Raw genomic sequence first — 12225 nt, 5'->3', positions numbered from 1 at the left:
CCGTCGGGTAGTGCCCGCGCCCAGCGACGGCAGCCCCGCGGCGCATCCCGACGCCCGGTCCCAGCCGCTGCGCAACCTCTGGCGGCTGCGGCCCTACCTGCGCCCATATGCGCCGGAGTTCGCCTGGCTGCTGGTCGCGGCGTTGGCCGCGACGGCGGCGAGCCTGGCCGTCCCGCTGGTGGTGCAGCGCGTGGTCGACGGGCCGGTGGCCCGGCACGACGAGGCCGGGCTGCTCCGCCTGGGCGGCCTCGCGTTGCTGCTCGGGCTCGCCGAAGCGGTGCTGATCTTCATCCGGCGGTGGACCCAGTCGTCCTCCTCGGTGGGCATGGAGGCGGCCATCCGGGCCGACATCTACGCGCACCTGCAACGGCTGCCGACCAGCTTCCACGACCGCTGGCAGTCCGGCCAGCTGCTCTCCCGGATCACCAGCGACCTCTCGGTGATCCGCCGGTTCCTCTCCTTCGGCCTGCTCTTCCTGGTGCTCAACCTGATCACCTACGCCGCCGTGGTGGTGCTGCTGATCCGGCTGCACCCCTGGCTGGGGCTGCTCGTCGCGGCCAGCGCCGTCCCGTTGTTCCTGATCAGCCGCCGGTTCGCCCGGCACTACCACGCCGCGTCCCGGCGGATGCAGGACCAGCAGGGCGACGTCGCCACCCTGGTCGAGGAGACCGCGCAGGGGCTGCGCACCATGCGGGCGTACGGGCGGGGGCCGGAGCTGGCCGCGCGCTTCGCCGTCGGCGCCCGCCGACTGCACGACACCGGCGTCGGCAAGGCCCGCCTGCTGGCCCGCACCTCCGCGTTGTTCGACCTGGTGCCCAACCTGACGCTGGGCGCGGTCCTGGTGGCCGGCGCCGCCGCCGTCGCCGACGGCGCGCTCACCATCGGTGAGCTGGTCGCCTTCGTCAGCCTCCAGCTCATGCTGATCTGGCCGGTGCAGTCGCTGGGCTGGATCATCGCCAACGGGCAGGAGGCCGCCACCGCCGCCGACCGGATCCAGGAGGTCCTCGACACCCCGCCGACCATCGTGGACCGGCCGCACGCCCGGGCGCTGGACCGGGCCGAGGTGCGCGGCCGGCTCCGCTTCGAACGGGTGGGCTTCCGCTACCCGGGCGCGTCCGGGCCGGTGCTGCACGAGCTGGACCTGACCGTCGAGCCGGGCGAGACGCTCGCGCTGGTCGGCGCGACCGGCTGCGGCAAGAGCACCCTGCTGTCGCTGGTCCCCCGCCTGCACGAGGTGACCGACGGCCGGATCACCCTCGACGGGCACGACCTGCGCGACCTGCGACTCGGCGCGCTGCGCCGGCTGGTCGGGGTGGCCTTCGAGGAGCCGACCCTGTTCTCCATGTCGGTCTGGGAGAACCTGACACTGGGCCGGCCCGACGCCGGTGAGGAGGAGGTTCGGGCCGCGCTGGCGCTGGCCCAGGCGGAGTTCGCGTACGAGCTGCCGTGGGGGCTGGCCACCCGGGTCGGCGAGCAGGGCCTGTCGCTCTCCGGCGGGCAGCGGCAACGGCTGGCGCTCGCCCGGGCGGTGCTCGGCCGGCCCGCCCTGCTGGTCCTCGACGACCCGCTGTCCGCGCTCGACGTGCACACCGAGGCGCTGGTCGAGGCGGCACTGCGTCGGGTGCTGCGGGACACCACGGCGTTGCTGGTGGTGCACCGGCCGTCCACGGTGGCGTTGGCCGACCGGGTGGCGCTGCTGGAGGCCGGCCGGATCGTCGCCGTCGGCACCCACTCCGAGCTGCTGGCCCGGGTGCCGGCCTACCGGGCGGTGCTCTCCGCGGAGCCGGATCGACGACCCGGCGTCGGCCTGGTGCGGTCGTGACCGGCCGCGTCCCGCGGGTCCCCCGGCCCCGGGGCGGCACGACGAACGGCGTCCGCGTCGATCCGGACGCCGACCTGTCGCGGTGGCGGGGCCGGGCCACCGACCCGGACGCCGACCGCAGCCGGGCCGAGGACTCGTCCCCGGCGGCGGTGACCCGTCTCCGCGCCCGCAGCCGGCTCCTGCTGCGTCACCTGCTCCGCCCGCACCGGCGCCGGCTCGGGCTGGCCGTGTCGCTGCTGCTGGCGCAGAACGCGGCCGCGATGGCCGGCCCGTACCTGGTCATGCTCGGCATCGACCGGGGCATCGGGCCGCTGCGGGCCGGCGACGCCGGGCCGCTGGTCGCGGTGGCCGCCGCGTTCGTCGTCGCCACGGTCACCGAGTACGCGACCCGGCGCGCGTTCCTCGCCCTGGCCGCCCGGATCGGCCAGGCCGTCCTGCTCGACCTCCGCCGCCGGGTGTACGCGCACTTCCTCCGCCTCGACGTCGGTTTCCACGAGCGCTACACCTCCGGCCGGATGGTGTCCCGGCTGACCAGCGACCTGGAGTCGATCGGCGAGCTGGTCGACGGCGGCATCGACAAGCTGGTCATGGCGGTGCTGTCGGTGCTGTCGGTGGCGGGCATCCTGCTCTGGCTGGACCTTCCGCTGGCCGCGGTCACCCTGCTCGCCTTCCCGTTCCTGTTCTGGCTGTCCCGCTGGTTCGCCCGCGCCTCAGCCGGGGCGTACCGGCGCACCCGGGAGGCGGTGGCGCTGGTCATCGTGCACTTCGTCGAGTCGCTGCGCGGGATCCGGGCGGTGCAGGCGTTCCGCCGGGAGCCGCGCAACCAGCGCATCTTCGCCGCCGTCAACGACGACTACCGGCGGGCGAGCCTGCGCGCGTTCCGGCTGATCGCGGTCTACTCGCCGGGCATCCGGCTGATCGGCAACCTCACCGCCGCGGTGGTGCTCGGGTACGGCGGCTGGCGGGTGCTGGGCGGCCGGACCGAGGTCGGCGTGCTCGCCGCGTTCCTGCTCTACCTGCGGCGGTTCTTCGAGCCGATGGAGGAGCTGAGCCAGTTCTACAACGCGCTCCAGTCGGCGACCGCCGCGTTGGAGAAGCTGGCCGGCGTGCTGGACGAACGGCCGGCGGTGGCCGAACCGGCGCGCCCGGTGCCGCTGCCCGCCGGCCCGCCGCGCGGCGGCGTGGTCTTCGAGGCGGTCTCCTTCGGCTACCGGCCGGAGGCGCCGATCCTGGGCGACCTGGACCTGACCGTGCCGGCCGGGCAGACCGTCGCCCTGATCGGCCCGACCGGCGCCGGCAAGTCCACGGTGGCCAAACTGCTGGCCCGCTTCCACGACCCGGCGGCCGGCGCGGTCCGCCTGGACGGGGTGGACCTGCGCGACCTGGCCGACGCCGAGCTGCGCCGGGCGGTGGTGCTGGTCACCCAGGAGACCCACCTGTTCAGCGGTTCCGTCGCCGAGAACATCAGGTTCGGCCGGCCGGACGCCGACGACGACGCCGTGGTCGCCGCCGCCCGGGCCATCGGCGCGCACGACTTCATCGCCGCCCTGCCCGACGGCTACGCCACCGACGTGCACCGACGGGGTGGCCGGCTCTCCGCCGGGCAGCGGCAGCTCGTCGCGTTCGCGCGGGCGTTCCTGGCCGACCCCCGGGTGCTGATCCTCGACGAGGCCACCTCGTCGCTGGACGTGCCGACGGAACGCCTGGTGCAGCGCGCGTTGCACAGCGTCCTGCGCGACCGCACCGCGCTGGTGATCGCCCACCGGCTCTCCACCGTGGAGACGGCCGACCGGGTGCTCGTGCTCGACGGCGGCCGGATCGTGGAGGACGGCGCGCCGGACCGGCTCGCCGCCGCCGGCGGCCGGTACGCCGCGCTGCACCGCCAGTGGCGCGACTCGCTGCTCTAGGGACGCGGCCCCTCGGTGGTGGCCTCGGCCCGCAGGTCGCGCCGGATCCGGTCGACCGCCCGACCGAAGCCGAAGAGCAGCACCAGGACCAGGGCGGACACCGCGACAAGCATCGGCACGGTCAGAGCGACGCCCTCGGAGGGGCCGAGTCCCAGGCCCCGGATCACCGTCGGCGCCAACGCCAGTGCGGACAGCGCGATCGCAGCGGCGCCGAGCGCCAGGACGCCCGCGGTGCGACCCGGCTCCCGGTCGGCGTCCGCCCCGGGGGTGGTGACGACGAGCACCAGGCCGAAGCCGAGCGCCAGGCCGAGCCCGAGCGCCGAGGGCAACGACACGACGAGCGTGCCGGTGCCGGGCAGCTCAGCCTGGACCGTCGGGGCGGCGAACGGCACCGCCAGCGCGGCCAGGAGCAGGCCGACCGCGTCCCAGGGCAGCAGGCCCGGTCGCAGCCGGGCCAGCGTGGCGCCGGCCACGACCGCGGCCACTCCGGCCAGCAGGACCAGGTACGCCTGCGCCCGTTCCGCGACGAAGCCGAGCCGCAGCCCGAGCAGGAGCAGCGGCCCGGTGGCGAACCCGAGCACCACCCACCGCGCGGCCGTCGCCCGGCCGGTGCGCCACGCGTAGCCGAGGAGGACCAGCCCGGCGACCACCGCGACGGCCACCGGCGAGAAGTACGCCACCGACTCGACGAACTGCGCCCGGCGAGGACCGACCAGACCGTCCGGGCTGAGCCGGAACACGTCGACCACCCACCAGCGTGTCACCAGCCCGGCCAGGGTGAGCACGGCCGCGACGGCGGTGGCCACGACGGCCCCGATCGGGGCCCGTCCGGCGGGCCGTCGGCCGGGCTCACCGGGTTCGGCGGGTTCGGCGGGACCGGCGGTAGCCGTGCGGGCGGGGCGGCCGGACTCCCGGTGGTGAAGCACCGCGGCGACGACGACGGCCAGCACGCTGACCCCGACCTGCACCGACCAGCCCCGGCCGCCGCTCGCGACGCCGTCGCCCGCCGCCAGGCGGAACAGATCCTCCATGCCCGGACCGACCACCAGACCGGCGGCGAGCGCGGCGGCTACCGGCCAACGCCGCACCGGCGCCGAGCGGGCCACCGCCGACAGCGCCCCGCCGAGCGCCAGCCCCGCCCCGGTCGCGGCCACCAGCACGGCCAGCACCTGCCCGGCGGTGGGTGGCTGCTGGGGCACCAGGGCGGCGCCCTGCCGCAGGACCACCTCGCCGGCCACGTAGTCAAGCGCCAGGCCGGCCAGCGCGACCGGCCAGCCGGGCAGCCGGTCGACCACGGCGACGGTGGCCAGGACCACGGCCAGCAGCGCGCCCGCGCCCAGCGCGACGAGCGTGCGGTCCAGCTGCAACGAACCGGTCGGGAAGCCCTGGACCAGGTCGGCAAAGCCGGCCTGGCGGGCGACCGCGAGGCCGCGCGTGCCGAAGTACGCCCCGACCGCGACCGCCGCCACCGCGCCGGCCACCGTGGCGGCGGCCGGTGGCGTACGCGTGCTTCCGTCCATCGTGGTGCCTCCCCCGCATCCGTGGAGGGCAGATGCTGTCACACCCGGGACACCGTCCGCTGTCCCCCGACCACCCGAATGTCGTGGAGCGACCCGGCCCGGCTGCCTACCATCGGCTGATGACCGACACGACGAGGACGGCCCGCGCCGGCGTCCCCGACCGTCCGAGCCTGGACGGCCTCGAGGAGACGTGGGCGCGCCGCTGGCAGTCCGACGGCACGTACGCGTTCGACCGCTCGAAGCAGCGGGCGGACGTCTACTCCATCGACACCCCGCCGCCCACCGTGTCGGGCGAGCTGCACATGGGGCACGTCTTCTCCTACACGCACACCGACACGGTGGCCCGGTTCCAGCGGATGCGCGGGCGGACGGTCTTCTACCCGATGGGCTGGGACGACAACGGGCTGCCCACCGAGCGCCGGGTGCAGAACGTCTACGGCGTGCGCCCCGACCCGGCGCTGCCGTACGACAGGGACTGGCGCCCGCCGGCCGCGCCGGTGGACGACGCGGCCCGCAAGGACCCGACCGCGATCTCCCGGCGCAACTTCATCGAGCTGTGCGAGCTGCTCACGGTGGAGGACGAGAAGGTCTTCGAGGCGCTGTGGCGGCGGCTCGGGCTCTCCGTGGACTGGTCGCTGACGTACACCACGATCGGCGCGGCGGCCCGGGCGGCCAGCCAGCGGGCGTTCCTGCGCAACCTGGCCCGGGGCGAGGCCTACCAGGCCGAGGCGCCGACGCTCTGGGACGTCGGGTTCGGCACCGCGGTGGCCCAGGCGGAGCTGGAGGACCGGGAGCGGCCGGGCGCGTACCACCGGCTGCGGTTCACCGGCCCGGACGGCCGCGAGGTGCTGATCGACACCACTCGCCCGGAGCTGCTGCCGGCCTGCGTGGCGCTGGTCTGCCACCCCGACGACGAGCGGTACGCGGACCTGGTCGGCGCGTCGGCGCGTACCCCCGTGTTCGGGGTGGAGGTGCCGGTGCGCGCGCATCCGCTGGCGGACCCGGCCAAGGGCACGGGCATCGCGATGGTCTGCACGTTCGGTGACCTGGCGGACGTGACCTGGTGGCGGGAGCTGCGGCTGGACACCCGGGTGGTGATCGGCCGGGACGGGCGGCTGCTGCCGGAGCCGCCGGCCGGAGTGCCGGCGCAGCCCTACGCGGCGCTGGCCGGGCAGACGGTCAACGGCGCCCGGCGGACGCTCGTGCAGCTGCTGGCGGACGCCGGCGACCTGGTCGGCGAGCCGCGCCCGATCACCCACCCGGTCAAGTTCTACGAGCGCGGCGACCGGCCGCTGGAGATCGTCTCGACCCGGCAGTGGTATCTGCGCAACGGCGGCCGGGACGCCGACCTGCGCGAGGAGCTGCTGGCCCGCGGACGCGAGCTGCGCTGGGTGCCGGAGCACATGCGACACCGCTACGAGCACTGGGTGGGAGGCCTCACCGGTGACTGGCTGGTCAGCCGGCAGCGGTTCTTCGGCGTGCCGGTGCCGGTGTGGTACCGGCTCGACGACGCTGGCGAGCCGGACTGGACCCACCCTCTCACACCGGACGAGGCGATGTTGCCGATCGATCCGACCAGCGCGCCGCCGCCCGGCTACGAGGAGGCGCAGCGCGGTCGCCCCGGCGGCTTCGTCGGCGACCCGGACGTGCTGGACACCTGGGCCACCTCGTCGCTGACCCCGCAGATCGTCAGCGGGTGGGAGACCGATCCGGACCTGTTCGGCCGGGTCTTCCCGATGGACCTGCGCCCGCAGGGGCACGACATCATCCGGACCTGGTTGTTCGCCACCGTGGTCCGGGCCCACCTGGAGCAGGGTGCGCTGCCCTGGGGGACGGCGGTGCTCTCCGGCTGGATCCTCGACCCGGACCGGAAGAAGATGTCGAAGTCCAAGGGGAACGTGGTCACGCCGATGGCGCTGCTGGAGCAGCACGGTTCCGACGCGGTCCGCTACTGGGCCGCCAACGGCAAGCCGGGCACGGACCTCGCCTTCGACCCGGCCCAGGTCAAGGTGGGCCGTCGGCTGGCCACCAAGGTGCTCAACGCGTCCCGGTTCGCGCTCGGCCTCGGCGCCGCCGACGCGTTGCGGGCCCCGGTGAGCGAGCCGTTGGACACCGCGATGCTCGCCGAACTGTCCGGCGTGGTCGCGACCGCGACCACCGCCTTCGACGGGTACGACCACACCGCCGCGCTGATGGCCACCGAGGCGTTCTTCTGGCGGTTCTGCGACGACTACATCGAGCTGGTGAAGGAGCGCGCCTACGGCACCGGGCCGGCGGCGGACTCGGCCCGGGCGGCGCTGGCGACCGCCCTGTCGGTGCAGTTGCGCCTGTTCGCGCCGGTGCTGCCGTTCGTGACCGAGGAGGTCTGGTCCTGGTGGCGGTACGGCTCGGTGCACCGCGCGCCGTGGCCGACCACGTACGAGGTGGGCCGCGCGATGGCCGCGCCCGGCGACCCGGAGCTGCTGCGGCTGGCCGCCGACGCGCTGGGCCAGGTCCGCCGGGCCAAGTCGGAGCGGAAGCTGTCGATGCGGGCGGAGGTGCCGCTGGCCGAGGCGCTCGGACCGGCGGCCCTGTTGGAGCAGCTCACGACCGTCGCCGACGACCTGCGCGCGGCCGGCCGGATCGCCAAGCTGGACCTGCTGCCCGACCGCACCACCGAACTGGTCGTCGCCTGCGCGTTCTGAGCACGGCCGCGACGGGGCGACCGTGCTCCGGCGCGGCCGCCGACGGCACGGCCGGCACCGGGCGGGCACGCGACGGGGCGGCCGGCTTCGCGCCGGCCGCCCCGTCGCGGCGGTGGATGTCTAGGCGGCCGCGCAGACCGTCTTCAGCTTGTCCCGGGCGGCGGTGAGGTCCGCCTTGCTCGGCGCCTTCTTCGGCGCCTTGGCCCAGGTGTCCGCCAGGTCCGACATCTCGGTCGCGACGTCCTTCACCGCGGCGTTGACCTCGTCGCTGCCGGTGAACGCGTGCGTGTACATCGTCGCCGCGCCGGCGGAGTATTGCGCGCTCACCGCGGAGTGCCCGGCCGGCGGGCCGATCTTCTCCGCCGAGGCGACCTCCTTGAGGGCGGCCGTGATGTCCTTGTCGGCGGCGGCGCAGGTGGTCCGGGTGGCGGCGTCGAGGCCCGCCGGGGTGGGTGACGCCGAGGGCGCCGAGGGGGTCGCCGGCGCGGACGCGGACGAACCCGCCGGCTCCGCCGCCGTGGTGTCGTCGCCGTCGGTGCAGCCGGACATGACGATCATCGCCACCGCGGCCGGAGCCAGCAGGGCGAGTCGAACTGAACGCAAGGTCTTCTCCCCGTGTCTGATGGTGTCGCCGCCGCAACCTAACAGACCGGGTGGACCTGGACGGGACCCTTTTCCGCCGCCGAGAGGCGTCGGAGCCGGGCCCCGCCCGGGTCTCAGCTGGTCTCGCCGGCGACGCTGAACGAGCGGAGCCGGTCGATCGCCAGCACGGTGAATCCGACCGCCACCAGCGCGGTGAGCACCGCCGCGACCGGCACCGAGACGGTGGTGCCGAGCAGCGGGGTGGGCGCCATCCGGTCGGCCAGCGCGATCACCCACTGCTGGATCGAGAGCACCCGGGTGCCGGTGACGAACCGGCCGAGCAGCCCCTCCCAGATCAGCACGTAGACCAGGCCGAGCAGCACCGGCCGCCGGGTCACCAGGCTGAGCGCCAGGAACAGCGCCGAGTACGCGAGCGCGCCCGCCGCGGACGCGGCGACCAGGGCCAGCCCGAGGCGTACCGAGTCGGCCAGCACGCCCGCGACGTAGATCGGGACGCCGACGGTGACCGCGCTGACCCCGGCCGCGACCACGAGCTTGGGCAGCACGATCTGCCAGCGGGGCAGCGGCTTGGTGAGGATGTGCACCACGGTGCCGTCGTCGATCTCGGCGCCGAGCACGCCGGTGCCCACGATCAGGGCGACCACCGGCAGCACCACGGCCAGGCCCAGGCCGACCAGCACCGGCGGCCCCCACTGGCCCGGGTCCACGCCGAGCGCCCGGCAGAGCACCGCCAGGCCGATCAGGATCAGCGGTAACGGCAGCAGCATGAGGAACCGGCTCCGGCCGAACAGACCGCGAGCGGTGATCCAGGTGACTGTCGACATCAGGCCTCCACCAGATACGAGAAGACGCTCTCCAGCGACTCGTCCTCCGGCAGCAGCTGCCGGACCCGGATGCCGTGGCGGAGGGCGATGCGGGGCAGCGCCCGGGTGAACGCGCCGTAGTCGCCGGCCTTGACGGTCAGGCCGGTGCGGCCCAGCTCGACGCCGGAGACCGAGGCCTCCGCCATCAGCGCCACCGCCAGGGCCCGGTCGTCGGTGGACCGCACCGCGAAGACGTGCGGCCGGTTGGTCATCAACCGCCGGATGGTCCGGTAGTCGCCGGAGGCGGCCAGCCGGCCGGCGACCATCACCTGGACCGTGCCGGAGACCTGCTCGACCTCCTCCAGGATGTGCGAGCTGAACAGGATGGTCCGGCCGTCGTCGCCCAGCCGGTGCAGCAGCGCCATCATGTGCAGCCGCTGCCGGGGGTCCATCCCGTTGAACGGCTCGTCGAGCAGCAGCACCTGCGGGTCGTGCACCAGCGCGGCGGCGACCCGGGTGCGCTGCCGCATGCCCTTGGAGTAGGTGCCGATCTTCCGGTCCTGCGCGCTCTCCATCTCGACCAGCTCGATCGCGCGCCGGGTGGCCGCCTCGGGGTCGGGCAGCCGGTGCAGCTTCGCGCTGGCCAGCACGAACTCGTACGCGCTGAGGAACGTGTGCACCGCCTCCCGCTCGCTGACCAGCCCGAGTCGCCGGTAGACGCCGGGGTTGCGCCAGGTCGGCTCGCCGTCCAGGGTCACCGTGCCCCGGGACGGGGCGAGGAAGCCGGCCATCATGTGCAGCAGCGTGGTCTTCCCGGCGCCGTTGGGACCGAGCAGACCGGTCACGCCCGGGCCGAGCCGCATGGTGACGTCGTTGACCGCCACCACGTTGCCGTACCAGCGGGACACGCCGGCCAGGTCGAGCGTGCTGGTCGTGGCGGCGGGCACGGTGGCCGCCGGTTCTGTGCGCAGCGCCGTCATCGGGCGGCCACCTTCCGGTATCGCAGGAGCAGCAGGCTGACGCAGGCGGCGACCAGCAGCACGGCGACGACCGCGTAGACCGGCCCGAAGTCGCCGATCGGCATGCCGCCGCGCCCCTGGGTCAGCCGGTCGCCCAGCGCCCAGTTGCCGACGCCCCCCACCAGGGTCGACGGGGAGGCGAGGAAGGCCAGTTCGTTGACCGTCCGGGAGGGCATGATGGACAGCACGCCGACCACCGGCGCGGTCATCAGGAACACCGCCACGATGCCGCCGGCGGCGAAGGCGCGCTTGCCGGTGAGCGAGGCGACGAGCAGGCCGATCGAGGCGAAGACCACCGCCCACAACCCGGCGTAGAGCAGGCCGGGCAGCAGGTCGAGCAGCTCGTCCCAGACCCCGCGCAGGCCCCGCGAGGTGGTGAACGCGGCGCCGAGGAACATCACCAGCTGCGGGCCGCCGAGCAGCAGCCAGAGCGCGGTGCCCAGGGCCAGCAGCTTGGCCAGCGCGTAGTCGCCGCGCGGCAGCGGCCGGGAGAAGTAGAGCGGCAGCACGCCGCTGCGCAGGTCACGGGAGACCAGCTCGGGGGCGGCCACCGCGACGAAGAAGATGACCAGCCAGCTCATCGCGTCGGCGAACTGGGCGTACGTCATCACCACCTCGCCGATCTGGCTGCGTACCGCGGTCAACCCGGCGGCCACCACGGTGACCACGGCGACCACCAGCCAGGGGAAGATCTTCGCCTTGGCGCTGCGGCCCAGCCCGAAGACGGTCCGCACGCCGTGGCCGTAGAGCGCGCCGAACACCTGCCGGCGGCCCAGCCGCGGCCCGGTGTAGCGCTGGTAGCCGATGTCGTGGATGACTCCGGTCGCGTCAGACATGGCTGGGCTCCCTCGGGGCGAAGAGCTCGGCCACCCGGTGCCGCCGCTGGTCCAGCCGGTGCAGCGGCAGGTCCAGCTCGGCGACCGCGCCGAGGATCAGGTCGTAGGTGTCGTCGTCGGCGAGCGGGACGAGCAGCAGCCGCCCGTCGCGGGACACCGGCAGGTCGAGCGCGGCGAGCCGGGCGGCCAGTTCCTCCGTACCCTCGCTCACCTCGACGGCGAGCACGTCCGTGGCGGTGGTCATGGCGGCGACGCGGTCGGCGCGCAGCAGCCGCCCGCCGTCGATGGCGACGAGCGTGTCGCAGATCCGCTCCACCTCGCCGAGCAGGTGCGAGCAGACCACCACGGAGATGCCGAACTCGGTGCCGATCCGGTGGACCAGCGCGAGCATGGCGTCCCGGCCGGCCGGGTCGAGGCCGTTGGTGGGCTCGTCGAGCAGCAGCAGGTCGGGGTCGTGCACCAGGGCCTGGGCGAGCTTGACCCGCTGTTTCATGCCGGTGGAGTAACCGCCGACGGCCCGGTGCCGCTCCTCGTGCAGGCCGACGTGGCGCAGCGCCTCGGAGGCCCGTTCCCGGGCGACCGTGCGCGGCAGCCCGCTCATCCGGCCGAGGTGGGTGACCAGCTCGGCGGCGGAGAGGTCGGGCGGGAGCGCGTCGTGCTCGGGCATGTAGCCGACCCGGGCGCGGACCGCGGCCGGATCGGTGGTGGGGTCGAGGCCGAGCACCTGCACCCGGCCGCTGGTCGGTGGGAGCAGACCCAGCAGGATCTTGATCAGGGTGGACTTGCCGGCGCCGTTCGCGCCCACCAGCCCGATGATCCCCGGCTCGACCGACACGGTGAGGTCGGCCAACGCGGTGACCCGGCCTCCGTACGTCTTGGTCAGCGACTCGGTCGCGAGCAGTGTCACGCCGCCCAGCCTAGGAAGTGCGTGCCGGTCGGGGCACCGGGAAACGCTCGGGGTTGCCCCTGATTCCGCCCCGACACCGTCGGTAAGGCTTCCGTAAGCGCCCGGACCGGTGACCACGCGGCCC

General features: G+C 74.7%; 9 protein-coding genes. 3 read left to right on the top strand and 6 right to left on the bottom strand.

The genetic code is table 11. The annotated features are described in order from the left end of the window. Window positions 1–10: 10 nt before the first annotated feature. Both CO540_RS23980 and CO540_RS23975 read left to right on the top strand, forming a co-directional pair. Window positions 11–1822, top strand: a complete 1812-nt coding sequence (locus CO540_RS23980; protein ID WP_099163723.1) for an ABC transporter ATP-binding protein — start codon at window positions 11–13, stop codon at window positions 1820–1822. Next, window positions 1819–3729, top strand: coding sequence for an ABC transporter ATP-binding protein (locus CO540_RS23975; RefSeq protein WP_099163722.1), 1911 nt, complete (start codon window positions 1819–1821; stop codon window positions 3727–3729). Before CO540_RS23980 ends, CO540_RS23975 begins: the two co-directional genes overlap by 4 nt. Here the strand turns inward: CO540_RS23975 and CO540_RS23970 are convergent. Then, complete coding sequence (locus CO540_RS23970) at window positions 3726–5249, bottom strand: hypothetical protein (protein ID WP_099163721.1); 1524 nt, start codon at window positions 5247–5249, stop codon at window positions 3726–3728. The genes CO540_RS23975 and CO540_RS23970 overlap by 4 nt on opposite strands. A gap of 119 nt (window positions 5250–5368) precedes the next feature. Between CO540_RS23970 and valS the strand changes: the two genes are divergently transcribed. Further along, window positions 5369–7933 (top strand): valine--tRNA ligase, encoded by a 2565-nt coding sequence (gene valS, locus CO540_RS23965; protein ID WP_099163720.1) that lies wholly within the window; start codon window positions 5369–5371, stop codon window positions 7931–7933. A gap of 120 nt (window positions 7934–8053) precedes the next feature. Here the strand turns inward: valS and CO540_RS23960 are convergent, their stop codons facing one another. The 5 genes from CO540_RS23960 to CO540_RS23940 form a co-directional block, all read right to left on the bottom strand. Further along, window positions 8054–8536, bottom strand: a complete 483-nt coding sequence (locus CO540_RS23960; protein ID WP_253866163.1) for a hypothetical protein — start codon at window positions 8534–8536, stop codon at window positions 8054–8056. Window positions 8537–8649: 113 nt separating this feature from the next. Next, entirely contained in the window at window positions 8650–9360 is a 711-nt protein-coding gene (locus CO540_RS23955; RefSeq protein WP_091570546.1) for an ABC transporter permease subunit, read from the bottom strand. After that, a complete protein-coding gene (locus tag CO540_RS23950) occupies window positions 9360–10319 on the bottom strand; it encodes an ABC transporter ATP-binding protein (RefSeq protein WP_091570542.1) in 960 nt (319 codons plus the stop codon). The genes CO540_RS23955 and CO540_RS23950 overlap by 1 nt, the downstream gene beginning before the upstream one ends. Then, on the bottom strand, window positions 10316–11194 hold the full coding sequence (locus CO540_RS23945) for an ABC transporter permease (RefSeq protein WP_091570539.1): 879 nt from the start codon (window positions 11192–11194) through the stop codon (window positions 10316–10318). The genes CO540_RS23950 and CO540_RS23945 overlap by 4 nt, the downstream gene beginning before the upstream one ends. After that, entirely contained in the window at window positions 11187–12101 is a 915-nt protein-coding gene (locus tag CO540_RS23940) for an ABC transporter ATP-binding protein (RefSeq protein WP_099163719.1), read from the bottom strand. Before CO540_RS23940 ends, CO540_RS23945 begins: the two co-directional genes overlap by 8 nt. Window positions 12102–12225 lie beyond the last annotated feature (124 nt).

Origin of the sequence: Micromonospora sp. WMMA2032, from assembly GCF_002688545.1 — a bacterium.
Lineage (GTDB): Bacteria > Actinomycetota > Actinomycetes > Mycobacteriales > Micromonosporaceae > Micromonospora > Micromonospora sediminicola.
Note: the sequence above shows the minus strand (reverse complement) of the source record. Positions and strands in the feature narration are given on the sequence as shown.